26 protein-coding genes and 1 other RNA gene are annotated in these 24708 nt (G+C 33.8%); 17 read left to right on the top strand and 10 right to left on the bottom strand.

Annotation, left to right across the window (positions count from 1 at the left end; genetic code table 11):
• Positions 1-68: 68 nt before the first annotated feature.
• Together CW752_RS10145 and CW752_RS10140 are read left to right on the top strand one after the other, a co-directional pair.
• Complete coding sequence (locus CW752_RS10145) at positions 69-533, top strand: DUF1573 domain-containing protein (protein ID WP_101239593.1); 465 nt, start codon at positions 69-71, stop codon at positions 531-533.
• Between the two features lie 99 nt (positions 534-632).
• The gene (locus CW752_RS10140; protein ID WP_101239592.1) at positions 633-1502 is read left to right on the top strand and encodes a polyphosphate kinase 2 family protein; all 870 of its coding nucleotides are present in this window, start codon (positions 633-635) and stop codon (positions 1500-1502) included.
• A gap of 112 nt (positions 1503-1614) precedes the next feature.
• Here CW752_RS10140 and rnpB read toward each other — a convergent pair.
• Positions 1615-1940, bottom strand: an RNA gene (gene rnpB / locus CW752_RS10135) — RNase P RNA component class A.
• Between the two features lie 184 nt (positions 1941-2124).
• Here rnpB and CW752_RS10130 point away from each other — a divergent pair.
• The 3 genes from CW752_RS10130 to CW752_RS10120 are packed head-to-tail and all read left to right on the top strand — an operon-like array spanning position 2125 to position 4964.
• Positions 2125-2616 carry an RNA polymerase sigma factor gene (locus tag CW752_RS10130; protein ID WP_101239591.1) on the top strand — a complete coding sequence of 164 codons (492 nt, stop codon included), beginning with the start codon at positions 2125-2127 and terminating at the stop codon, positions 2614-2616.
• Positions 2609-3283 (top strand): beta-carotene 15,15'-monooxygenase, encoded by a 675-nt coding sequence (locus tag CW752_RS10125; RefSeq protein WP_101239590.1) that lies wholly within the window; start codon positions 2609-2611, stop codon positions 3281-3283. The genes CW752_RS10130 and CW752_RS10125 overlap by 8 nt, the downstream gene beginning before the upstream one ends.
• 58 nt (positions 3284-3341) lie before the next feature.
• Positions 3342-4964: an AMP-binding protein gene (locus CW752_RS10120; protein ID WP_101239589.1), complete on the top strand. Its 1623-nt coding sequence runs from the start codon at positions 3342-3344 to the stop codon at positions 4962-4964.
• A gap of 424 nt (positions 4965-5388) precedes the next feature.
• Here CW752_RS10120 and rpoN read toward each other — a convergent pair whose 3' ends face one another.
• The 3 genes from rpoN to CW752_RS10100 all read right to left on the bottom strand — a co-directional run bounded on the left by rpoN (position 5389) and on the right by CW752_RS10100 (position 9783).
• Positions 5389-6852, bottom strand: coding sequence for an RNA polymerase factor sigma-54 (gene rpoN, locus CW752_RS10110; protein WP_101239587.1), 1464 nt, complete (start codon positions 6850-6852; stop codon positions 5389-5391).
• Between the two features lie 160 nt (positions 6853-7012).
• On the bottom strand, positions 7013-8461 hold the full coding sequence (gene asnS, locus CW752_RS10105) for an asparagine--tRNA ligase (RefSeq protein ID WP_101239586.1): 1449 nt from the start codon (positions 8459-8461) through the stop codon (positions 7013-7015).
• 653 nt (positions 8462-9114) lie between these two features.
• Complete coding sequence (locus CW752_RS10100) at positions 9115-9783, bottom strand: hypothetical protein (RefSeq protein ID WP_101239585.1); 669 nt, start codon at positions 9781-9783, stop codon at positions 9115-9117.
• Between the two features lie 104 nt (positions 9784-9887).
• Here CW752_RS10100 and CW752_RS10095 point away from each other — a divergent pair, with 104 nt between their 5' ends.
• Entirely contained in the window at positions 9888-10817 is a 930-nt protein-coding gene (locus CW752_RS10095) for a helix-turn-helix domain-containing protein (protein ID WP_101239584.1), read from the top strand.
• 38 nt (positions 10818-10855) lie between these two features.
• On the opposite strand, the gene rimM is transcribed toward CW752_RS10095, so the two are convergent.
• From rimM to CW752_RS10065, 6 genes are all read right to left on the bottom strand, one after another.
• The gene (gene rimM, locus CW752_RS10090; protein WP_101239583.1) at positions 10856-11398 is read right to left on the bottom strand and encodes a ribosome maturation factor RimM; all 543 of its coding nucleotides are present in this window, start codon (positions 11396-11398) and stop codon (positions 10856-10858) included.
• Positions 11399-11412: 14 nt separating this feature from the next.
• A complete protein-coding gene (locus CW752_RS10085; RefSeq protein WP_101239582.1) occupies positions 11413-11976 on the bottom strand; it encodes a 30S ribosomal protein S16 in 564 nt (187 codons plus the stop codon).
• Positions 11977-12177: 201 nt separating this feature from the next.
• Positions 12178-12690: a nitroreductase gene (locus CW752_RS10080; RefSeq protein WP_101239581.1), complete on the bottom strand. Its 513-nt coding sequence runs from the start codon at positions 12688-12690 to the stop codon at positions 12178-12180.
• A gap of 114 nt (positions 12691-12804) precedes the next feature.
• Entirely contained in the window at positions 12805-13440 is a 636-nt protein-coding gene (locus CW752_RS10075) for a DoxX family membrane protein (RefSeq protein WP_101239580.1), read from the bottom strand.
• A gap of 126 nt (positions 13441-13566) precedes the next feature.
• The gene (locus CW752_RS10070) at positions 13567-14016 is read right to left on the bottom strand and encodes a hypothetical protein (protein ID WP_101239579.1); all 450 of its coding nucleotides are present in this window, start codon (positions 14014-14016) and stop codon (positions 13567-13569) included.
• 240 nt (positions 14017-14256) lie between these two features.
• Entirely contained in the window at positions 14257-14787 is a 531-nt protein-coding gene (locus CW752_RS10065) for an SRPBCC family protein (protein WP_101239578.1), read from the bottom strand.
• Between the two features lie 208 nt (positions 14788-14995).
• Here CW752_RS10065 and CW752_RS10060 point away from each other — a divergent pair, with 208 nt between their 5' ends.
• From CW752_RS10060 to CW752_RS10010, 11 genes are all read left to right on the top strand, one after another.
• Entirely contained in the window at positions 14996-17032 is a 2037-nt protein-coding gene (locus CW752_RS10060) for a M3 family metallopeptidase (protein ID WP_101239577.1), read from the top strand.
• A gap of 3 nt (positions 17033-17035) precedes the next feature.
• On the top strand, positions 17036-17455 hold the full coding sequence (locus tag CW752_RS10055; RefSeq protein ID WP_101239576.1) for a hypothetical protein: 420 nt from the start codon (positions 17036-17038) through the stop codon (positions 17453-17455).
• A 374-nt stretch (positions 17456-17829) separates the two neighbouring features.
• Positions 17830-18030 (top strand): YqaE/Pmp3 family membrane protein, encoded by a 201-nt coding sequence (locus CW752_RS10050; protein WP_101239575.1) that lies wholly within the window; start codon positions 17830-17832, stop codon positions 18028-18030.
• 357 nt (positions 18031-18387) lie between these two features.
• On the top strand, positions 18388-18708 hold the full coding sequence (locus tag CW752_RS10045; RefSeq protein ID WP_101239574.1) for an ArsR/SmtB family transcription factor: 321 nt from the start codon (positions 18388-18390) through the stop codon (positions 18706-18708).
• Positions 18709-18730: 22 nt separating this feature from the next.
• On the top strand, positions 18731-19234 hold the full coding sequence (locus CW752_RS10040) for an SRPBCC domain-containing protein (RefSeq protein ID WP_101239573.1): 504 nt from the start codon (positions 18731-18733) through the stop codon (positions 19232-19234).
• A 2-nt stretch (positions 19235-19236) separates the two neighbouring features.
• On the top strand, positions 19237-19650 hold the full coding sequence (locus CW752_RS10035) for an SRPBCC family protein (protein ID WP_101239572.1): 414 nt from the start codon (positions 19237-19239) through the stop codon (positions 19648-19650).
• A 184-nt stretch (positions 19651-19834) separates the two neighbouring features.
• The gene (locus CW752_RS10030) at positions 19835-20257 is read left to right on the top strand and encodes an EbsA family protein (protein ID WP_101239571.1); all 423 of its coding nucleotides are present in this window, start codon (positions 19835-19837) and stop codon (positions 20255-20257) included.
• Positions 20244-20975, top strand: a complete 732-nt coding sequence (locus CW752_RS10025) for a class I SAM-dependent methyltransferase (RefSeq protein ID WP_101239570.1) — start codon at positions 20244-20246, stop codon at positions 20973-20975. The genes CW752_RS10030 and CW752_RS10025 overlap by 14 nt, the downstream gene beginning before the upstream one ends.
• Positions 20976-20980: 5 nt before the next feature.
• A complete protein-coding gene (locus CW752_RS10020) occupies positions 20981-21829 on the top strand; it encodes a class I SAM-dependent methyltransferase (RefSeq protein WP_101239569.1) in 849 nt (282 codons plus the stop codon).
• 14 nt (positions 21830-21843) lie between these two features.
• Positions 21844-23133 (top strand): serine hydrolase domain-containing protein, encoded by a 1290-nt coding sequence (locus tag CW752_RS10015; protein ID WP_101239568.1) that lies wholly within the window; start codon positions 21844-21846, stop codon positions 23131-23133.
• Between the two features lie 158 nt (positions 23134-23291).
• Positions 23292-23906: a hypothetical protein gene (locus CW752_RS10010; RefSeq protein ID WP_101239567.1), complete on the top strand. Its 615-nt coding sequence runs from the start codon at positions 23292-23294 to the stop codon at positions 23904-23906.
• Positions 23907-24708 lie beyond the last annotated feature (802 nt).

Below are 24708 nucleotides of genomic sequence, written 5' to 3'. Positions count from 1 at the left end.
ATGAATTAAAATAATTTTTAACTTTGTTTCACAAAATTTATCTAACAAACATATTAACATTCAAGAATATGAAGAAATTAATCGCAGGAATTGCATTATTCGGAACATTTGCCCTAGCATCTGCACAAACTATTACGTTTGATAAAACTACTTTCGACTACGGTACTATTAAACCTAACGCTGATGGTACAAGATTCTTTACAGTAACAAACACCGGTGATAAACCTTTGATCATTTCAAACGTGAAGCCTTCTTGTGGATGTACGACACCAGAATTCAGCCAGGATCCGATCATGCCAGGAAAATCTGCTAAGATCAAAGTTGGATACAACACTGCTCTTAACGGAAGTTTCAACAAAATGATTGAAGTATATTCTAACGACCCTGCAAACAACAGAAGCGTAATTTACATTAAAGGTAATGTAGATGCTAACGCTCCTGAAGCAAAAGTATTAACTCCTGCAGAACAAAAAGCTGCTGAAAAAGCTGAGAAAAAAGCTGCTAAACTAGCTAAAAAAGCTGCTGCGAAGTAAGCTCTACTCAAAAAATAAAAAGAACCGTCTCCTTCGAGACGGTTTTTTTATTACATTTATATCATATTAGATGAAATAAATTAGATATTAAAAAAATATATGGATACCAATTTCACAAATGATTTCCGGATAAATGGAAAATTTTCAATTAAAAAAACACCAACAGCCTATAAGGGAAAGCTTACCAAAGAGGAAGGTGCCCAATTATTAATCAAAGAGAAAGAAAAACTTCGTGAATTGCAGGAAAGGCTTTATGCAGACGGAAGTAAATCTCTTTTAGTAGTACTTCAGGCAATGGATGCTGCCGGAAAAGACAGCATGATAGAACATGTTTTTGGAGGAGTAAACCCACAAGGATGCAATGTAACCAGCTTTAAAACTCCAAGCTCTAAAGAATATACTCACGATTTTCTATGGAGACATTATCTGGCTTTGCCTCAAAAGGGAATGATTGGAATTTTTAACCGCTCACATTATGAAAGTGTTTTGGTATGTAAAGTACATCCTGAATATAATTTAAGTGAAAAGACCTGGTCTTCCGTAAAGGATTTTAATAATAAGTTTTGGGAAAACAGGTATGAAAGTATCCGAAATTTTGAAAAACATCTTGCTCAAAATGGAACAACTATTATCAAAATCTTTCTGCATGTATCTAAAGATGAACAAAAGAAAAGATTGTTAGACAGAATTAATGAACCCGATAAAAACTGGAAATTTTCAACAGGTGACCTTCCTGAAAGGGCTTTATTTGACCAGTATATGAAAGCCTATGAAACAGCCATTAATGAAACATCTGAAGATTATGCACCATGGTACGTACTTCCCGCTGATAATAAATGGTTCGCCAGAACTGCTGCTATTCAGATCATCATCGATACTTTGGAAAAAATGAATCTTAAATATCCTAAGCTTTCTGATAAAGAGAAGAAAGGACTCTCAGATGCCAGAAAAGTACTTGAAAACGAGTAAAATTCTATTCAAAAAGATTATCAGTAGCTGAGAACTGTGTGACATAAAAAATAAGCAGAGAAAAGTCTCTGCTTATTTTTTTAAATTGAATAGATATTCTTCAGTAAGAAAAATCACGAGAAAATCTATAAGCCGGATTTTGTACTTCCGAAGAAGTGCCTGTTATTTATCTACGTCCTACATTGCTGCAAGACTTGAGCTGATTACCCCTCGGTTTTCAGGACGAGCCGCCCCTATTCCCATTGCTGGAAAGAACCGATATACTTACCATTGCACCGCAAAGAGTTTACCTGGTTTCACTACAGCCGAACTGTACCTGCTTTCTGTTGCACTTGTCCTACCCTCACGGGTGACGGATGTTATCCGCTTTGCTGCTCTATGGTGTCCGGACTTTCCTACCTCCCGCAAAAACGGGAAATCAACAAGCCGATCTTCTCGCGGGTGCAAAGATACGGAAATTTCATATGAAAAGGAGGTATACACGAAGAAAGCTGAAGAATTAAAGAATAAATTCACCCTTTCTATTTTCCGGTCTTCAACCATTTTAGCTTTCTTAGCCATTTTGCTATTATAATTTTCATCAATTACCACATTATTATTATCTTCGTGCCATTATATATCTATGACTTCCAGAGAAAAAGAATTCGCACAACTTATTAAAGATAATCAAGGATTGATTATTAAAGTGTCGCGTCTATATACCAATTCTCTTGAAGATGAAGAAGATCTTTTCCAGGAGATTGTTTTACAACTTTGGAGAAGCTATGATTCTTTTAAAGGAAATTCCAAAATTTCTACCTGGATGTATCGAGTAGCACTCAATACAGCGATTACTCTTTTTAGAAAAAAAAGCAAAAGCCTTCCTACTAATGAACTGGACATCAACCACAGAGATTTCGTGGAAGATGATGATGAAAAACAACAACAGGTATCGCTTTTATATACTGTAATCAAGACTCTTCCTAATGTAGAAAGAGCCATTGTCATGATGTATCTTGACGATCTGCCTTACAAGGATATTGCAGAAAACCTTGGGATCACCGAAGTTAATGCACGTGTAAAAATGAACAGATTAAAGAAAACCCTTAAAGAACAGATGGAAAAATATGCCTGAATTTGATTTAGATAATTTTAAGAAAACATGGCAGGAGCAACCTGTTCAGCCAAAATACGACAACTTTGAGATTCTTCAGATGTTGAATCGAAAGTCGCGTAATTATGTAAAATATATTTTCTGGATCAGTGTTGTAGAATTCTTATTCTTTTCTGTTTTGGGATTATTTTACTTCTTTCAGGAAGAAGAATCTGACAGTTTCCGTAACGTATTGGAAAGATTAGGAGCACAGGAAGCACCTGAAGTAGAAAACAATTTCGGACATGTTTATTTAGCAATAAAAATCCTAAGTTTAATAATCACCGCCTATTTCGTATTAAAGTTTTATCAAAATTACCGCAAAATAAAAATTGAAGAAAACCTTAAAGGCTTCATTACAAGAATCATTAAGTTCAAAAGAACCGTTAATGCATTTATCCTTATCAGCATTGTATTGCTGGTTGCATTTACTTTTGTACTCATTGCATTTATATTTTATACTTTAAATTCTCAAAATATACAACCTACGAGCTCCAATTTAACCATTATTATTGTTGGAATTGTTGTAAGCACTCTACTTGCCGTATCCATGATTTGGCTTTATTACAGATTAGTATACGGAAGCATTATTAAGAAACTGGATAAAAATTTAAAGCAACTTAAAGAAATCGAATTACAGGAAAATTAATATCCATAGATTATAGTTAAAGATATTTCATTAATTTTATTGAACCAAATCTTAAACTATGCCTTTATCTTATGTATATGGAACTTCCGAGGTTCCATTATTGGGACAGACTATCGGAGCAAACCTTAAAAATACAGTCGAAAAATATCCTCATCAGGAAGCATTAATCTGTGTTCATCAAAATTACAGAGCTACTTATCAGGAGTTTTATAATCAAACGACCGCTATTTCAAAAGCCTTAATTTTTTTAGGAGCCAAAGCCGGAGATCGTATCGGAATTTGGTCTTCAAACCGCTATGAATGGGTACTTTTGCAATATGCCACAGCAAGAATAGGAACCATTTTAGTGAATATTAATCCGGCATACCGGACTCATGAGCTTACTTATGTGATCAATCAGTCTGAAATCCGGTTTATGTTTTCCTCTTTAAGCTTTAAAACAAGTAACTACAAAGAAATGGTGGAGTATGCTAAAGAAGTATGCCCTTCTCTCGAACATGAAATTTTCTTTGATGATAACTGGGAACATTTTGTCAACAATGGACAGGAAATTTCAGATGAAGTACTTCACAGTTTTGAAGAGCATGTTCAGTTTGATGATCCGGTTAACATTCAATACACTTCAGGAACTACAGGTTTTCCAAAAGGAGTAACCCTTTCTCATCACAACATATTAAACAATGGGTATTTTATTGGTATAAGACTAAAATATACTGAAAAAGACCGTGTCTGCATTCCGGTTCCTTTCTATCACTGTTTTGGAATGGTCATTGGAAATATTTGCTGTACCTCTCACGGAGCATGCATGGTGATTCCCAATGACAGTTTTGATCCTGATATTACCTTAAAAACGGTTTCCGACGAAAAATGCACTTCATTATATGGGGTTCCTACCATGTTTATCGCAGAACTAGCCGTGAAAGATTTTGACACTTATGATTTTTCAAGCCTGAGAACCGGGGTAATGGCAGGCTCTGTCTGTCCACCCGAGATCATGAAAAAGGTAGAAAATCTGATGAATATTAAAGAAATGAGCATTTGCTATGGAATGACGGAAACCTCACCCGTTTCCACACAAACTCTGATTGGAACTCCATTGGAAAAACAAGTGAGTACTGTAGGAACCATACAAGATCATCTTGAAATAAAAATCATCGATGAAAATGGAAGGATATTGAAACGAGGAGAGCATGGTGAGCTTTGCACAAGAGGTTATTCCGTTATGCTAAAATACTGGAACGATCCTGAAAACACTAAAAAGGTATTAGATGATGCCCGATGGATGCATACAGGAGACATGGCTGTAATGGATAAAGACGGATATATTACCATTTCTGGAAGAATTAAAGATCTGATTATTCGTGGGGGAGAAAATATTTCTCCAAAGGAAATTGAAGATTTTTTATACACATATACCAACATTCTGGATGTTCAGATCATTGGAGTACCCAGCGAAAAATTCGGAGAAGAAGTTATGGCATGGGTAAAAGTAAGAAAAGGATTTACGATTACAGAACAGGAACTACTGGATTATTGTAAGGGAAAAATTGCTCATTATAAAGTTCCGAAATACTGGAAATTTGTGGACGAATTTCCGATGACCATTTCCGGAAAAATAAGAAAGGTGGAAATGAGAGAAATCTCCATGAAAGAACTAGGATTAGAGACTTATAAAGCTTAATGTTTACCATTAAAATTTAATAAGACTTTAAAAGCATTAAGAGGAGAACTTCGCTTAAATCATTTTTTTGGCATTTAAGTTCTTGAAAATCTATGATTTTCTTATAACAAAAGAATTTGAAATACTATATTTAGATTCCTACCGGAATGACAAAAAGCAATTGGCATTATTCAATAATGTGATACATACAAATATTGTCATTCCGATAGGAACCCAGACTGATTTATTTAAAATAATATACTGCTCAATCTTTCACAAATATTACTATCAAAAGTATACATTCCCATCCACTGGAGGGGTGGCAAAAATTCAAAGAATTTTTGACGGGGTGGTTGTAAGAGAATGATCACCCACAAACGACATAGCTTTCAATAATACTTATACAAACAAAAAAGCATTTCAAATTGAAATGCTTTTTTATATTTTAAAGTTCTTTCCTTAATCTGGCTACCGGAATATTGAGCTGTTCACGATATTTTGCAATTGTTCTTCTGGCAATATTATATCCTTGTTCTTTTAGAATAACCACTAAAGCATCATCCGTCAATGGTTTTCTCTTATTCTCTTTACTGATCACTTCCTGAAGATGAGTCTTAATCTCTTTGGTAGACACCTCCTCACCGTCATCATTTGTTAAACTATCTGAGAATAAATCTTTAAGGTATACAATTCCGTTTGGTGTGTCAGCATATTTACTTTTTACGACCCTTGAAATAGTGGAAATATCAAACCCTGTAATATCTGCAACATCTTTTAAGATCATTGGTTTCAAGGACTTCTCATCTCCTGTGATGAAATAATCTTTCTGAAACTTCACAATAGCCGTAATAGTCTGCAATAAAGTATTTTGGCGCTGATTGATCGCATCAATATACCACTTAGCAGCATCCAGCTTTTGTTTGATAAATAAAGCGGCCTGTTTATGTTCAGATGAATTTTTATCATGAGAGTACGTTGTAAGAATATCTTTATACTCTTCGGAAACTCTTAAAGTAGGTGCATTTTTGCTATTCAGCATAGGAATAACCTGTCCGTCTTTTACCTGAATTACAAAATCCGGAATAATTTCCTGATTAATTGTAATGGTCTGGGTATCAAAATTTCCTCCTACTTTTGGTGATAATTTTGAAATTTCATCCAACGCATCCTTCAGATCATCTTCTTCAATATCATACTTCTGAATGATCTTATTATAGTGCTTATTCGTTAAGGCATCAAACTGATATCTCAGAATATTAGCAGCCAAAGAAACTGCTTTATCCGAACTTACTTTTTTTTCTATTTGCAGCAATAGACATTCCTGCAATCCTCTTGCTCCCACCCCGGATGGATCCAGTTTCTGAACATAGTTTTCAAGGATATCCTCCACTTTTTCTCTCGTGGTATAAATTCCCTGTGAGAAAGCCAGATCATCAACAATAGATTTGATCTCTCTTCTCAAATAACCGTCAGTATCTAAGTTTCCGATAAGGTATTCTGCAATCTTAAGATCTTCATCATTGATATTCACCAAATGAATCTGCTCCATAAGGTAATCATATAGTGATTGTCCTTCTGTTAAAAGACTTTCATTATCAAATTCTTCGTCGTCCGGAGAATAGTTGCTGGATGCAGTTTTATAACTTGGTTCGTCATCATAAATATATTCATTGACATCGAAATCTGTTTCAATACTTTCGGTACCTTCATCCTGATAAGCATCTTCTAAAGAAGAATAATCATCTTCTTTAGAATCCTCCTTTACAATTTCCAAGGCAGGATTTTCTTCCAACTCCCTCTCCAACTCTTCTTCAAATTCAAGAGTATGAAGCTGAATAAGCTTCATCAACTGGATCTGTTGAGGGGCCAGTTTCTGTCCTAATTTGAGTTGTAAGTGTTGTTTAAGCATATTAATATTGGCGTTTTAACATAACATATTCTACGAATTTAATAAATTTATTTGATAAAAAAACACATTTAGCATGATTTTTGCATTATAGCCTCTATATAATAAACTATTAAAAAATAAAAAAAGCCTTATCTTTCTGATTAAGGCTTTTTTTATTATTCTAGAATTCAGCACTTTTCGGCGTTCTTGGAAAAGGAATCACATCTCTGATGTTTGTCATTCCTGTTACGAAAAGAACCAGTCTTTCCAATCCTAAACCAAAACCTGCATGAGGTACAGAACCGAATTTTCTGGTATCAAGGTACCACCAAAGTTCGTGCTCATCTACATGCATATCTGCCATTTTTTGTTTCAATACATCTAATCTTGCCTCTCTTTCTGAACCTCCGATAATCTCACCGATTCCAGGGAAAAGGACATCCATTGCAGCAACAGTCTTGTTGTCTTCATTCAACTTCATATAGAACGCTTTGATCTCTTTTGGATAGTCGAATAATACTACCGGGCTTTCAAAGTGTTTTTCAACCAAATATCTCTCGTGCTCAGACTGAAGATCAGTTCCCCATTTTTCAACAGGATAAACAAATTTTCCTTTTTTATTCTCTTTTGAATTCAATAAAATCTCGATAGCTTCTGTATAACTTACGCGCTTGAAACGTTTAGATACCACATTCTGAAGTTTTTCGATAAGACCTTCTTTCGCTCTTTCTTTTTCAGGTTTTGTTTTCTGCTCTTCAGCAAAACGCTTATCTAAGAAATCAAGATCATCCTTACAGTTATCCAGTACATACTGAATTACATATTTTAAGAAGTCTTCTGCAAGGTCGATGTTGTCTTCAAGGTTGTTGAAAGCAACTTCAGGCTCAATCATCCAGAATTCTGCAAGGTGTCTTGTTGTATTTGAATTTTCAGCACGGAAAGTAGGCCCGAATGTATAGATTCTACCTAATCCCATTGCCGCAGTTTCTCCTTCAAGCTGTCCTGAAACGGTAAGGTTGGTCTTTTTTCCAAAGAAATCCTGTGTAAAATCAATTTCACCTTCTTCGGTTCTTGGCATATTGTTCAGGTCGAAGTTCGTTACTCCAAACATCTCTCCTGCTCCTTCAGCATCAGCTCCTGTAATTACCGGCGTGTTAATATAGAAGAATTGGTTTTGGTTGAAGAAAGAATGCACAGCAAAACTCACTGCGTGACGTACTCTGAAAACAGCTCCAAATAAATTCGTTCTGAATCTCAAGTGCGCCTGTTCACGAAGTTTTTCCAAGCTATGCTTTTTAGGCTGCAGAATCGTGCTTTGAAGCTCTTCTGTAAAGTTATCACCTAAAATAATGATCTTTTTAGCAACAATTTCTACAGATTGTCCTGCTCCCTGGCTTTCCACTACTTCACCAATTACTTTAAGAGAAGAAGCTGTACTGATATTTTTGATAAGCTCTTCATCAAAATTTTCGAAATCAACAACTATCTGCAAATTATTAATCGTAGAACCATCATTAAGCGCAATAAAGCGATTAGCACGGAATGATCTTACCCAACCGTAAACTGTAATGTCATGATGTAATACTTTCTTGTAATCCTTCAGGATTTCTTTGATCGTTTGCTTTTTCATTTGTTGATGATAAATTTTTCGTATAAAAATTAATGTTGGCAAAGTTACAAAAAAAAACAGCGCAACTTAATGGTTACGCCGTCTTTAAAAATCACTTATCTGATATTTAAGCATTCTGTTCCAAAAATCTTCTTTTAATCTGTTATTCTCACTTTATTTCTAAAGTGGATTTTCCATATCTATTCCATGTAAAGAAAATTTGTTCTGTAATATACTTTTTCACTTGTGAAGAGAAGAGATAAAAATCTTCAGATTTTGCGAAATAATTTTACTTTTATAAAAATGGTTATTAGTTTTAAAGTGAAAATTTACTATTACAAATGAACTTTTTTGTTGTGTTTAAATAATTAAGACTCCTGATTTCCCCTCAATTCATCTCTAGTTTAATTTATCGTTTCCATGGTTATTAATTAGAGCAACTGAGACTCTTAGTTTTGTATTTACAATTTTGTATTGTACACTTTCAAAATTATAAGTACTGTGTTTTTACCTGAAGCAAAGATGCAGTAAAGGAGGGTGATTGTACAAGAGAATGCTCTATAGATTTATGAATTTATAGATATAAATCCATGAATAAACACACATTAAATAATTAAAAACAAACCACTTACAAAAAATTACTTAAAATAAATAAAAAACAGAAATAGAGACCGTTAATCTACCTTCTTTTTTATGATTTGACCTTCGGGTATTTTATCGCCTTTAAAATTCCAATTAATCAAAGGCAGTTTTCTTTTCCCATTTTCATTCCATCCTCCAATTTGTATTCCCCGAAAATTCTGACATTTATTATATAAACCGATCTGAAGCCCTCTGCATTTCTGCCCGACATTAGCCAAAGGCGCCACAGAAACTCCATTCATTTCATGATGCAGATTAAAAAACGGAGAAACAGAAACTCCATTAGTAACTGCATAAGTACTGATGTTACTGGAAACATTCATTTCCAAACCATTGGTAACTGTAGGTTCCATATTGATGAGAGATAACTGAACACCATTAATTTTGTTCATTTTTTCCGGGCAGATAATGGCATAGTCATCATCAAAATTCCATCCTTTTATTGATGGCAAGTTAAAAAGCATTAATGGTGGAAGAAAAATACCTAGAAAGTTGAACCCCATTCCAAGCCCGTTAACTTTTTTAGGAGTAAAGTTTTCTTCTTCATCATAATATTTAAACAGAATTCCATTGACATTTCTAACATTCTTTGAAGGAGATCCCGCAATGAATTTTGGCCTTAAAGAATCACCTTTTAAAGTATCAGATGCATAAGTCAGACTACTGAATAAAATAATTGGTATTAAAAATTGTGTTTTCATAACTCATGATTTTAAAATTATATTTCAAAATTATCAGTAGGAACATCAATCTCAAATGCGAAAAAAAATTAAAAAAAATATTACATTTGTGAAAATCACAAATCATGCATCAGGAAGCTTTATTAAAAGAAATCCGTAAAAAAATTGGTGAAAGGTCTTTAAATGATGAGATTGCTAATATTCTTAACATCAGTTATGATGCCGCACATAGAAGGACTTCATTAAAGGCAAAATTCAGTTTTGAGGAAGCCTTGGAACTTGCTAAATATTATCAGATTTCTCTGGATCAGTTTCTGGGCACAGAAAACCAGCTGGTGGTTAAAAGAACACAACCTGTAAAAACTACCGAAGATCTGCTCAACTATTTTGAAAACTCGCTTAAAATTCTGAATATTTTTCAGAATATCAATCATTCCAAAGTATTTTATTCTGCCAAGGATATACCTTTTTTCTATACCATTTCGGATTCTATTTTATCCCGTTTTAAATTCTATGTCTGGATGAATCTTTTAAATCAAGATAAGTTCTTAAGTCCATTTCGTGAATTTAATATGGAATACCACTCCATAAAAAATGAAATGCTAAAAGATCTGTATGATAAGCAAAATGTGACTGAAATCTGGAATGACACTACCATTATGAGTGCTTTGAGGCAAATTTCTTTTTACGCTGAGATGGGTCTATTAAAAAAAGATGATTCCGATCTGATTCTTGAAGACCTGAAGAATCTCCTTTCAAAACTTGAAAACAAAACCGCGGAAAAGGAAAATTTTCAGATTTACGTGAACGATATGGTTATTTTAAACAACAGTATTTTATTTAAAAACGAACAACAATGCTCTTTTTTTGTTCCTTTCAGTATGTTTGGATATATGATGACAAATGATAAAATAACCTGTGAGGATTCTCTGAGTTATTTTGAACATCAAATCAAAAACTCAAGATCATTGAATGAATCCGGAAATCGGGAGAGGAAAATATTCTTTAATAAGATGTATGATCAGGTTGAAGAGGTCAGGAAAAGATTAGTGTAAAAACAATATAGGTCAAAAGCTTATTGCTTATTGGAAAATCACTCATCTTTCTTCGAAGGAACCAGAAAAACATCAATAAGTCCTTCAGGAAGATTCATCTTGATTGTTCTTTCTTCTCTGTTCACTTCAAGAATCCAGTCTTTGATCATAGGGATTACCACCTCTTTTCCATCCAGATTGGTAATGAAATATACTTGTGCCGTCTGATCGTTTACAGATCTGATCACTCCACAATTGTTATTATTTTCATCAAAAATTTCAAATCCGATGATTTCGTGGTAATAAAATTGTTTGCCTGTAAGTTTTGGAAGAGAAGCCAGCGGAAGGTAAACACTTTTACCTAAAACCTGGTCTACCATTGCCTCAGAAGAGTTTTTGAAGGCAAGATTCAGAGCATCGAGTTTGCTCCATGATGATTTTTCAATAAAAAATGGAACCAATAATCCGTTGATTTCAACGAATATTGATTCCAATTTATTGTAAAGCTCGGGTTGATCGGTATCCAATTTAAGGATTACGTTACCCGCAAGTCCATGTCTGCGTGTGATTTTACCTAAAAAATAGCAATCTTCTTTACGCATAACAGGGTTTGTTCTTAAGCTTCAGTGTTTTCTTCAGTTTCAGCAGCTGGAGCTTCTCCTTCTGTAGCTTCAGTAACTTCTTCAGCAGGTGCATTTGCAGCCTCTTCAGCAGCTTTAGCATCAGCTTCAGCCTGAGCAACAGCAGCGATTCTAGCTTCGTTTACTTTTACTTCAGCTTCTAAAGCAGCTTTTTTAGCGTCAGCTTTCGCAGTAGCTAAACCATCTACTTTTCCTTGTACTTTAGCATCTTTAGCTTCTACCCAAGCATTGAATCTTTTTTCAGCTTCAGCTTCATCAAAAGCACCTTTAGCTACACCACCTTGTAAGTGTTTTTTGTAAAGAGCACCTTTGTAAGATAAAATAGCTCTAGCAGTATCAGTAGGCTGAGCACCGTTGTTTAACCACTGTACAGCAGAATCAACGTTCAACTCGATAGTTGCTGGATTAGTAATTGGGTTGTAAGTTCCTAGTTTCTCGATGAATCTACCATCTCTTCTAGCTCTAGAATCTGCAACCACGATGTGGAAGAAAGGTTTTCCTTTTTTACCGTGTCTTTGTAATCTGATTTTTACTGACATAATGTTTGAATTTTACGGGAACTCGTCCCAGTTAAATATTTAAGAGTGCAAAGATAGTAAAAAAGTTTGAAGTAAAAAGCTCCAAGTAAAAAGTTTTGTGAAATTCAATTATTTTTCTCAGGAGCCGGGAACCTGCTCTCGCTACTCGCTTTTTTCTTTTGCAAAGAAAAAGAGCTCAGACAGGCCGCTCGATCAGGGCTATTAGTCTAGTTTTCCCATATAGAAAAGCCCCAGACACTTCTGATTTTCTTCAATGGTTAAAGACTCTTTCAAATAGTCAACAATCTTCGGGGAACTCCAATAGCAACCTATATTATTGGCAGTACAAGTCAGATACATATTCTGTACAGCCATTGATGTTGCTGCAATTTCCTCCCATTCAGGAACCATTCCGCTAAAATTAACAACAATGGAAACAACAATGTCAGCTTTATTTATTTTGAAACCAATATCATTATATTTTTTTTCCAGAAAAACCTGCTCAGGCTGAGTTGCTTTATAAATAGCCTGCATTTCTGAAGCCAGTTTTGCTTTCTCCTCACCTTTGAATATTTTAAAACGCCAAGGCTTTGTACGTTTATGATTAGGAGCTAATGTTGCCGAATGTAAAATTTCATCAAGAACCTCCTGAGAAATTTCGGCATCTGTATAATCTTTTGGGAAAATACTTCTTCTTTGCTCTATGATTTCTTTTAAAACTTCTGCTGTATTCATACCTGCAAATTTACAACATGGAATTCAATCTGTTCTATTTAAAATCATTGAAGTTTTCAAAAATTTTCATGATAAAACATTACCTGTTTTGATCACAAAAACTATATAATTTGATTAAGGACTTAGTACCTGCTTACGATTTTTATATGCTTTATAATTACTAAAAACAAAAGTCAGCAAAATACCTGCACCCAATATTACACTGAACCATTTCTCATATGTATTTCCTTTTACAGGATCAAGCATGTACAAAGCAATACAACTTACGGCATATACAATTCCTGTAATGATCCAGACTAATGCAGGATCAGGATATTCTTTTATTATACTTGTTTTATTGTAATTAAAAATTGGAAGCAGCTTATGTTTGTCCCAGATCAGCAATACAAGAACAGCGATCATCATTAGAGACGTTATTATCCAGGTTCCTTTGAATGAAAGGCTTATTGTGATGATCCAGATATTGGTTAATATTGCTAAAAACATTAATGCTCCAAGTGTAGCATAGCGTTGTGTCATCAGTAAAATTCCTGCAGAGATCTGTGCCAATCCCAGGAAATTCCAATAAAATCCGGATTGGTATAATGCTTCAAAGAAATATCCAATTGGATTATCCGTCGAAATTCTTGTGAATCTATTCCCCATGAGCTTTACCAACCCTGAAGGGAAAAATGCAAACCCTACAAGATAACGGAGATGGATGATTACCCAGTGATTGAATTTACTGGTTCTTAGTTTTTCAAATTTCATGTATTGATGGAAAGTTTATGGGTATTAGTTGCTGACCATTGGTTAGGCGTTACAAGTTCAGTCATTTTTGTTTCAGATCTCCTGAATTCATTTTCCCATCATCAATACATACAATCAAGCTTCTCTCTACAAAACCTCCACTATTTTTTGATGAATTTTATTTAATGTGAATTCATCTCCGGGTTTCATTCCCATCATTTTTTTCGCCATTGGACTTTCAGGAGAAATAGCGTAGAACCGATCTCCTTCAAAAAAGAACTCTCCTAATGAAACCGAAACATAAAAACGGGCTTTATTCGTAATAACCAAAGAACCAAGCTGAACTCGTTCTGTAGCAGTATTAAGAACTTTGGCCATGTTTCTTCTCAAATCATTTAAAGCTCCAAGTTGTCTTTGCATCTGATAAATTTCCTCCTGCATTTCTTCTCGCATGCTGTCATATTTGGGAGTCTTTTTGATATCACGACTAGCTTCCAGGGTAAATTCAATAAAATTTTTAAGTTTTTCAATTTTCTCAGCAATGGTAGCTTTTACAAAATCTCTGATATCACTTTTTTCAAATACAATCTTCTCCATAAATCGATTCTTTAATATAAAGGTAATAGTTTTAAAATAATAATTAATCTTTTTGGCACAAAAGCGATTATCACTTCAATAAATATAGATTAATCTTATTTAATAAGAAAATACATAATTAATACCATTTTGTCACAGTATCAAAATAATTATTAAAATAAAAAAGACCGTCTTACTTTTAAGACAGTCCATATTTTTAGTTCCAAAATGGATTCATGTATTTTGAAAAAATATATTCCTTTATTTTTCAGAAAGCTTTTTCAAATCTTCAAGTCCCTGACCAAACATTTTATCCATATTTCCATTCATCATGGGTTTCATAATCTTCATCATAGCATTTAACTCGTTATCGATCATCCAGGTTACTTTTGTGGTATTCCCTTCAGGTGCTACGACGAAAGTTGCTTTAGCATCTCCTTCAAAAGGTTGTATGAAATGAAGTTTTGTGGTCATTTTTTCGTTCGGAACAATTCCGGTAATGGTTTGCTCTCCCTCTCCTACATTTTTATCTCCTTTCCAATGATAAGAATCTCCAATTTTATCTCCATCTCCGGAATAGGTAATAACAATATTCTTATCTGCTTTTGAAAAAGGATCCCATGCATTATATCCTTTTAAAGAGCCAACATACGTCCATACTTTTTCTTTTGGGGCATTAATGGTAATTGATTTTTCATAATGATAATCTTTGCTAAAGAAAAGTACTGCAATCACAGCATACACGGCAATCAACAAGATGATTATTCCGATAATTTTTAAGAGTGTTCTCATAGTCAAATTATTTAAAGTTATTTATTTTAATAATGTTTTATCTGTTTTCAAAATTAAATATTCTTCATTCACTTCTGCTTCTCCTATGACAAGATAAATTAAAGATAATGTATTTTTGTCATACTTCTCATTCAGGCATTATTTTTGTGCATTTCAGCTGGGATTTTCCCATGAATTATTACATTTACTTTTAATTAAAATTTGAAAAATGAATATTTTAACAGAAAAATTTAACACCCCATATCATTCTGCTCCATTTACTTCTATTAAAAATGAAGATTATCTTCCGGCTTTTAAAGAGCTTATTCAACAATCGGAAGAAGAAATCAATGCTATTGTTAACAATCCGGAAGAGCCCACTTTTGAAAATGTGATTGAAGCATTGGCTTATTCAGGAGAGCAACTGGATGTGGTTTCCAATATATTTTTCAATTTAAATTCGGCTGAAACCAGTGATGAAATTCAACAGATTGCACAGGAAGTTTCTCCTATTTTAACAGAATATTCTTCAAAAATTTCCCAAAACGAAGCACTTTTCAACAAAATCAAAAAAGTATATGATGAAAAAGAAAAGTACAATCTTAATGAGGAACAAAAAATGCTTTTGAACGAGACCTATAAAGGCTTTGTAAGAAGTGGTGCTTTATTGAATGAGGAAGACAAAGAAAAATTAAAAAAGATCAGCATGGATCTTTCTGTAAAATCGTTACAGTTTGGACAGAATGTACTTGCTTCTACCAATGCTTATTTCAAGCATATTACCAATAAAGAAGATTTGGCAGGAATTCCGGAAGCGATCATGGATCAATATGCTGAAGAAGCTAAAGAAAGAAATCTTGACGGATGGGTAATTACATTACAATATCCGAGCTACATTCCCTTCATGACGTATGCTGAAAATCGTGAATTAAGAAAAGAACTGGCACTAGCCAACGGTAAAAAATCTTTTGATGATGGTGAATTCGACAACCAAAACCTCATCAAAGAACTTTTGAATTTAAAGCAACAAAAAGCAGAGCTTCTAGGGTATAAAAATTATGCGGATTTTGTTCTTGAAGAAAGAATGGCTAAGTCTCCGGTAAAAGTGTTTGACTTTTTAAATGAACTTTTAACAAAAGCAAAACCTTATGCAGACAAAGAAATTGAAGAATTGAAATCTTTGGCTAAAGCGGATGGAATAGATGAAATGCAAAGCTACGATCATGCTTTTTATGCTGAAAAATTACGTAAACAAAAATTTGACCTCAACGATGAAGAGCTGAAACCCTATTTCCCTTTAAACCAGGTACAGGATGCCGTATTTGGATTAGCAGGAGAACTTTTCGGATTAACTTTTGAGGAAAGAAATGATATCCCTAAATATCATGAAGAGGTAAAAGTATATGAAGTAAAGGAAGCCTTCGACTCCGCTCAGACTGGCAGCTACAAAGCATTGCTATATGTTGATTATTTTCCAAGAAAAGGGAAAAGAGCCGGCGCATGGATGACCAGCTATAAAAATCAATATCAACTGAATGGTGAAAATTCACGTCCGCATATTTCTATTGTATGTAATTTCAGCAAACCGACAAAAGATACACCTAGTTTATTAACCTTCCAGGAAGTGACAACCTTGTTCCATGAATTCGGACATGCTCTTCACGGGATGATGGCCAACACACAATACCCTACTCTTTCCGGAACTTCAGTAAAATGGGATTTTGTAGAACTTCCTTCTCAGTTTCTGGAAAACTTCTGCTATGAGCCTGAATTCTTAAAAACTTTTGCTAAACATTATAAAACAGGTGAAGTACTTCCTGACGAAAAAATTGAAAAAATCGAACAGTCAAAAAATTTCATGGAAGGATATCAAACCTTAAGACAATTAGGTTTCGGTCTTTTGGATATGAACTACCACACTAAAGTAGATGAATTGAAAAATGAAAGTATAAAAGACTTTGAAGATCAATACACAAAAGCAACTACTCTTTATCCTATTAATCCTGAAACTGCGATGAGCCCAAGCTTCTCCCATATTTTCCAAGGCGGGTATTCTGCAGGATATTATTCTTATAAATGGGCGGAAGTACTGGATGCGGATGCCTTCCAATATTTTAAAGAAAACGGAATATTCAATCCTGAAATTGCTGCCAAATATAAAGTACTTCTTTCTTCAGGAGGAACCAAAGACCCTATGGAATTGTATAAAAATTTCAGAGGCAGTGAACCGAAAGTGGAGAGTTTATTAAAAAGAGCATTTGGATAGGATATGAAGGAAGATCTCAATACACTCGCTTCTGTTTTTAATGAGTCATTAAAAACAAATCTCTCTCATATTGATTCTGAAAAAATTGACATTATCTTAGACAACAGAGATTCATCAGAATTTTCAGAAGCATGGATGGATGCTTATCAGAGTATTGAAGAAAAAGAGATTAATTCTGAAATAGAAGATCAGATTCATGATATTCGAAAAGAGATTTTTATATCTACCTTCAGGGCTACAGGGTCATCTGAATTATCTGCTTATATTTCTGATGATTTTGGACTCATCTGTTCTTATTATATCCAGGCTATTGAAAATAAGTGGGTAACCAGTTTGCTTTTCAATTATCTTCATCATCAGATTCCGCAGGGAGAGCCTATGAATACAGATAAGACAATGAGAGCATTAATCTCAGTAAAATAATTTTGATCAACTAAAATCTCATAATGGCCTCTGGAACTTCAGAGGCCTTTTATATTAAACTTATCATTTCATATTTATCCTACCGCATTTTGAGCTAAAATTAACTGAGTCGAGGTAAGGAAATCGAGTAAAAGGACTGGAAGCTGGAAGTTACTTTGAGTTATAATGATTGATAGCCTATAGCATCATTAATTTTTGCCTTAAGGCCAATAAAAAAGATGAATCTTTATTCTTTATGGCTTTCATTACTTCCAGCTTCCAGCTCCCGACTTCAAAACCACTTTACTCCGAACTGACATTAAAATATCAGAATGCACAACGGGTATTTATACTAATAATTAATTCGTAATTTGCTCTGACTAAAATTTTCAACTATGCTATTAGCCATTTTACTTCCCTTTCTGTCTTTTATGGTTCGTGGAAAAATTATTACAGGAATCATTTGTCTGATTTTACAGATTACTTTAATCGGATGGCTTCCTGCTGCAATATGGGCCGTTTTATCTTTAAACAATGCCAGAGCTGAAAAAAGAACGGATCGATTGATCCGGGCTATGCGCGAAAACGGGAAATAATCAGCCCATCTTAAAACATAAACAAAGGAGGTTGTCTCAAAAGTGTCATTCTGAATGAAATGAAATGCAGTGAAGAATCTCATATAATTGGTTGTCAAAGAGATTCTTCCTTCGTCAGAAATCGAAGATTCGACGTAGTCAATGACAAAAGCCAAATTATTTGACTTTTGAAACAACCTCTTTTATCTTTCACAAAACCATCAGAAACTATCTATTAGAACAGTTTTAAGACTCATACTTTCTTTTTTCATTCTTACAAAATATATTTTTTTGAAAATTTTATGTAAATAAATTTGCGAAACCGAAAAGTTGCACGTAAATTCGCAACCATATAGTTTCATATAAAAATCAAACAAAGTGAGAAGAGATATTTTCCAAGCCATAGCAGATCCTACCCGACGAGCAATCATCGCCTTAATTGCAGTACAGGCCATGACCCCAAATGCTATTGCCGAACATTTTGATACAACCAGACAAGCTGTTTCAAAACATTTGAAAATTCTGACAGAATGTGAGCTTATTACTCAAAATCATCAGGGACGGGAAATTTATTACCTCCTTGAAATTGATAAAATGAAAGAAATAGATCATTGGCTCGATCAATTCAGAAAAATATGGGAAAGCCGTTTTGAACAATTGGATACCCTTCTGGAAGGGCTTAAAAGTCAACAAAAATAAAAACAATCATAAAAATAGACCAATGAAACATCAACTTCAATTCGATTTTCTTGCAGATAAGGAAAAGAATACACTTACGATCAGACGTGAATTTTCAGCTAACCGTAAAATGGTATGGGATTGCTATACAAAAAGTGAACTTCTCGATCGATGGTTTGCGCCAAAGCCATTAACGACCAAAACAAAATCTATGGAATTCCGTGAAGGCGGGCACTGGCATTATGCTATGATAGAACCTAACGGAACAGAATATTGGAGTATGGTTGAATATCTCACAATCAATCCTATTGATTCTTATACTTCTCTGGATGCATTCTGTAATGAAAAGGGAGAAATCAACAATAATCTTCCCCGTGCAGAATGGGAGGTTAGTTTTTCAGATAAAAATGAAAATACACTGGTAGAAACTATTGTTACTTATAAATCTTTATCAGATCTTGAAACAATCATTCAAATGGGAATGGAACAAGGAATGATTGCCACATTGGAAAAACTTGATGAATTATTATTAATCTTAAACCAATAAAAATGAACCACAAAATTAATGTGACTGCAACCATTGATGCAGATTCAAAAAAAGTATGGGACTATTACACCAATCCCGAACATATTACTCAATGGAATTTTGCTGATCCTTCATGGCACTGCCCTACAGCTTCCAATGATATGCAAGTCGGCGGAAAATATGCTGCAAGAATGGAAGCCAAAGACGGAAGCTTCGGTTTTGATTTTGAAGCAATTTATGATGAGATAAAAGAAGGTGAGAAATTCAGCTATACGATTCCGGACGGTAGACAGGTAAATGTAAATTTTAAAGAAAACAATGGAAAAACTATTGTTGATGTAGCTTTCGATCCGGAAAATCAAAACCCCGAAGAAATGCAAAAAGGGGGATGGCAAGCTATCCTTGACAATTTCAAGAAGTATACAGAATCTCATTAATTCTTATAAGATTCCATCGCCATTTCGGGCTGAATATTTGAAATATTCAGCCCGAATTTTTTATGAATAATAGGTAAAGACATCGTTATTATTCATCGATTTTATTTAAAATTATTAAATAATTATCGTATTTTTACCATACACCTTTTTATCAAAGATCTTTTACAATTTCAATCTATCAAATATGAAAATCGCATTTAAAAATAGAAGAATTATTATTAATTCATTATTAGGAGCAGCTTGGCTTATTATAGGTTTAAGTTATTTTTTGAATGGTGAAGGTTTGAAATGGAAAACATTCGCTGTTTTAACATTAGGAATCGTTTATGTTGTATTGGCAACATCTGAATATTACTATAAATATATCACAATCACTGATCAACAGATTAGGATTAATCAATTTCCCGGTAAGAAAATTAATATCGATGAAATTATTTCCGCAGGTTATTATGCAGATGATTATACTTTAAAAACGGCTCATAAAACGATGAAAATACTAAGGTCACAGATTAATCCTAAGGATCTTCCAAAGTTTGAACTTTTTTTTAATAATCTGACTTCAAAATTAAAAGCAGCAGAACCGCTTTTATCTTATGAAAGAAAATAAATATGATAACCAGTCATTTTTTGACCAGTATGAAAAAATGCTTCGTTCACAATTGGGATTAGAAGGTGCCGGAGAATGGCATGCACTGAAAAAGATGTTACCGGACTTTAAAGGCAAACATGTGCTTGATCTCGGATGCGGATATGGATGGCACTGCCGTTATGCTATTGAACATGGTGCACAGTCTGTAATTGGCATTGATATTTCAGAAAAAATGTTGGCAAAGGCTAAAGAAATCAACAACCTGGAAGGCATTCAATATGAAAGAAAAGCTCTGGAAGACATCGATTATCCTGCAGGCAAGTTTGATCTTGTTATAAGCTCACTCACATTGCATTACGTAGAATCTTACGATTCTATTGTTAAAAATATCTATCGGTGGCTCACTACCGGAAGTCGGTTCGTATTTTCTGTAGAACACCCTGTTTTCACGGCAGAAGGAAGCCAGGACTGGATGTACGATAAAGATGGACAAAGCGTATGCTGGCCTGTTGATCAATATTTTATTGAAGACAAAAGAAACACTACTTTTTTAGGAGAAAATGTCATCAAATATCACCGGACTTTAACCTCTTATTTAAATATTCTTTTAAAGTATGGTTTCGCCATTAAAGAAATCATGGAGCCCGAACCAAGTCCGGAAATGCTGAAAGAGCTCCCGGAAATGAAGGATGAACTCCGTCGCCCAATGATGCTACTCATCGCTGTTGAAAAATAACACCTATGGAAAATCAACCACAACCAGATAATACAGCTGTAAGAACAGCTTTATGGAGAGCTTTACATGTACAAATAGATGAGGCTCCTTATGTTCTTGAAGATCAGGTTGGATTACAATTAATTGCTCCCGATGAAGGATGGCAAGAACGTCCGGATATGAAATACACCAAAAGATTAAGAGCTTCTATCATAGCACGTTCTCGTTTTATAGAAGATCTGATCATCACGGAATATGAGAAAGGAACCCGACAATATGTGATTCTGGGAGCCGGGCTCGATACTTTTGCACAACGTAAACAAAACATTACTCCTGAACTCCAGATTTTTGAAATAGACCAACCCGAGACTTTGCAATGGAAACAAAATCGTCTCATAGAAACAGGATTTGGTCTCCCTGAAAATTTACATTTTGTTCCAGTTGATTTTGAAGCTTCTTCTTGGTGGAATGAACTTTTAAAAGCCGGATTCGACATCAATCAGCCTACAGTCTTTGCTTGTACCGGAGTCACTTTATATCTGAGTAAAGAAGCTATCACTTCTACCCTACAACAGATTTCTACCTTAGCTCCAGGCTCCAAACTTGCCATGTCATTTTACTTACCGATAGACCTTCTTGAAGAAGAGGACCAGCCTATGCAGGAGATTGCAGAAAAAGGAGCCCGTGAAGCAGGAACACCCTTCGTAAGTTTTTTTTCACCCTTAGAAGTTTTGCACCTTGCACAGGAATCGGGATTTGATCCTGTAGAAATTATTTCTACTGACAATGTTAGACAACTTTATTTCTCGGGTAGAACTGATGGTTTACAACCTGCCAGCGGCGAGGTATTCCTTCTGGCTTCTACATCAATCTGATCTCAATTAAACCTATGAAACATCTGATTTTTTTCTTGACTTTAGTATTTTCATTACACTTGTCTGCTCAAGATAATAGTAAGCATGAAAAAGAACTTGACCAGTATTTTACTGCTTTAACAAATCTGAAAAACTTTAATGGAAATGTTAAAATTGTAAGAAACAATACTATTCTTCTGGACAAAACATATAATATACCTGACCAGATCAATGCTTTGAAGGTTGATCGGAATAGTAAATTTATTATCGCTTCGGTTTCAAAAATTTTTATCAAATATGGAATCTTAAAGTTAGTAGAACAAGGAAAAGTTAAATTATCCGATAAGATCAACAAATACATTCCCGATTTTCCGAATGGAGAGAAAATTTCAATTGAAAATTTAATGTACCATCAATCGGGATTGCCAAGAGAAATCCGGGATTATGAAAAATATGAAAGTCTAAGTTTAGACAAGACCATTGAACTGGCTAAACAAGAAACTTTACAATTTGAACCGGGTACTCAGACTCTTTATTCTAATGTCGGATATTTTATTCTCCATTATATTATAGACAATATCTCTGATAAAGGATATTGGAACTTTATGCAAAATGAAATCATCAAAAAATATCAATTAAAAAATACTGGTGAATTTAATACTGCTAAATCATTATCTAATTTTGCCTATGGATTTTTTAGTGAAAGTGGAAAAATCACTCCTGTTCCCCATACCAGCATAAACAGGTTCGAAACCGGAAATTATTTTTCAACAATTGATGATCTGTACAGCTTCAGTGAACAACTTCTCTCCGGGAAAAACATTAAAAAAGAGCTTGCTCTCAAAATGTTTGGAAATGATCAGCTTTTGGTACAAGCAGGAGGAAGACCCGGTTATAGAGCATATTATTATCAGAATTTAAAATCAGGAGTCACATTTATTTTTACATCAAATATTACAGACGTTCCTTTTCAAAAACTTACCGAGGATATTATCAATCTTTTAGAAAACAAGCCCTATAGTCTTCCCAAAAAAATTAATAAAAAAGCGATACAAATCTCTGATGAGCTTTTAAAAAAATATACAGGGAAATTTGCATTGGAAGTGGATAACACACAAATTTTCACGATTATTTTAGAAGATCATTTTTTATACATTATTGATAAAGATGGAGAAAAAACGAAAATGTATCCTGAAACACAATCCTCATTTTTTGACAATCCTGAATCTGAAGACAGCTATGAATTTTTAAGCAATAACGGGGAGAAATATAACCTAACCATTATTTCTACAGGTATAAAATTAAAAACGAAACGAATAGAATAAAAAGGGCTTTTCCATTTGAAAAATTTTTAAACAACTACACATTTCGTTATATAAAGTTATTACTGATGCAATACAATGCATAATATTTTTTAATTGAAATTAATTTCAGATTTTGTATCTTTAATTACCATTTTCATAAAATTATTTGGTAAAAAGTTATGACAGGAGAACTTTATTTCATAAAAACCAATCCTAATGTTGCCAAAATTAATTTGTACAATAAACTAAGTCGTGAAGAAGAAGAAATTTCGAAGCTTTTACAAACGGCCCCTAAAACCAATCTTGAAACTATTAAGGAAAAGGTAAAAGACTCTGTAGAAGAGCTTACCAAAGAAGAGCTTTTGTGTATTTTTTCATGGTTTAGTCGTGCATATCCTTCAAACCACGAAGAGATTAAAACTCAACTTTTTATTCATGGCATTGATCTTTTTTATGAAATTCCATCCACAGATCATGTACAACACTTTCTTCAGGTCCTTTCGGATTATGAAAAATCATCCCAACAGCATCTGGACTATATTGCCACTTCACAAAATTTCAATCAATTTATGATTTACGGGATATTTTTAACAGCGTTAATGAATAAAGATGATGGCCCGGAAAACATTCTTTCCGATTATTTAAAAAACGATTATCAGACTTTATATGCTCTTGCTGAAAATCAGTTTTATTTAAAAAAGACTGGTGAAGAAAATGACCTTGTTCTTCAACCCTATTTTAATGATTTATATGATCTGACAAAATTTTATAAAGGATCTATTATCCAGCTTTAGTATTAACAAATACTATATTTCATAGTCTTATTTATGTAACTGCAGTTTAGAGGAACTCTTATTTTCAAAATTTTTCATCTCTCCATGTAATATTATATTTCTAAAGATTGTCATATAATAAACTTTTGAAGTTTTAAGAGGATAAAAACTATAACAATCGCCGGCAGTTTCTCTATTAAAAGAATCTGTTGGCTTTTTTTATTAAAAAAAAATTTAACGATAGGTTTTTAACTGAATAACAATAGAAAAGAAGCCCTGAGCAACATACCACACTACTGACTGCCGAAATTGGAATGAATAATGCACTTTCTCTAACGTCTGATAAAGGTATATTTTTGTATTCCGGTTTTGAAGTTATACAACATTTCTTTTTTGACAAAGCAGACAAAATCACTCCGGAGAACCTTGAAATATGGAAAGAACAGATTCAAAACTTATACTCAGCTGATCGTTAATGATTCTATTCCTGCTGATAAAAATAGTTTTTGAAAATAAATTGGGAGTATTTTTAGTTTAATATCGGAAAACTGAAGAACATCAATCTCACCTGTTTGCATCTTGATTTTATATTTTATTTAAGAAAGGTATGGCATGAAATTGGCTTCAAGAATGGCAAGTAAAATTGTTTTGAACCTTTATTTTAAACCATTGAGATTCATAATTGGTTAAGTTTTTACACTATGCGCCAGCATCTTAATGGTTTAAATATTGGAATTGCAATAAAAATTGATATATTGCACAACCTATGAAACATTTAAACAGCATATTACGTCTTCCTTTTTTCAGTGAGTATTACTCCCCG

Origin of the sequence: Chryseobacterium sp. PMSZPI (genome assembly GCF_002835665.1) — a bacterium.
Classification (GTDB): Bacteria; Bacteroidota; Bacteroidia; order Flavobacteriales; family Weeksellaceae; genus Chryseobacterium.
The sequence above is the reverse complement of the archived record's forward strand: the minus strand, read 5'-3'. Positions and strand labels throughout refer to the sequence as shown.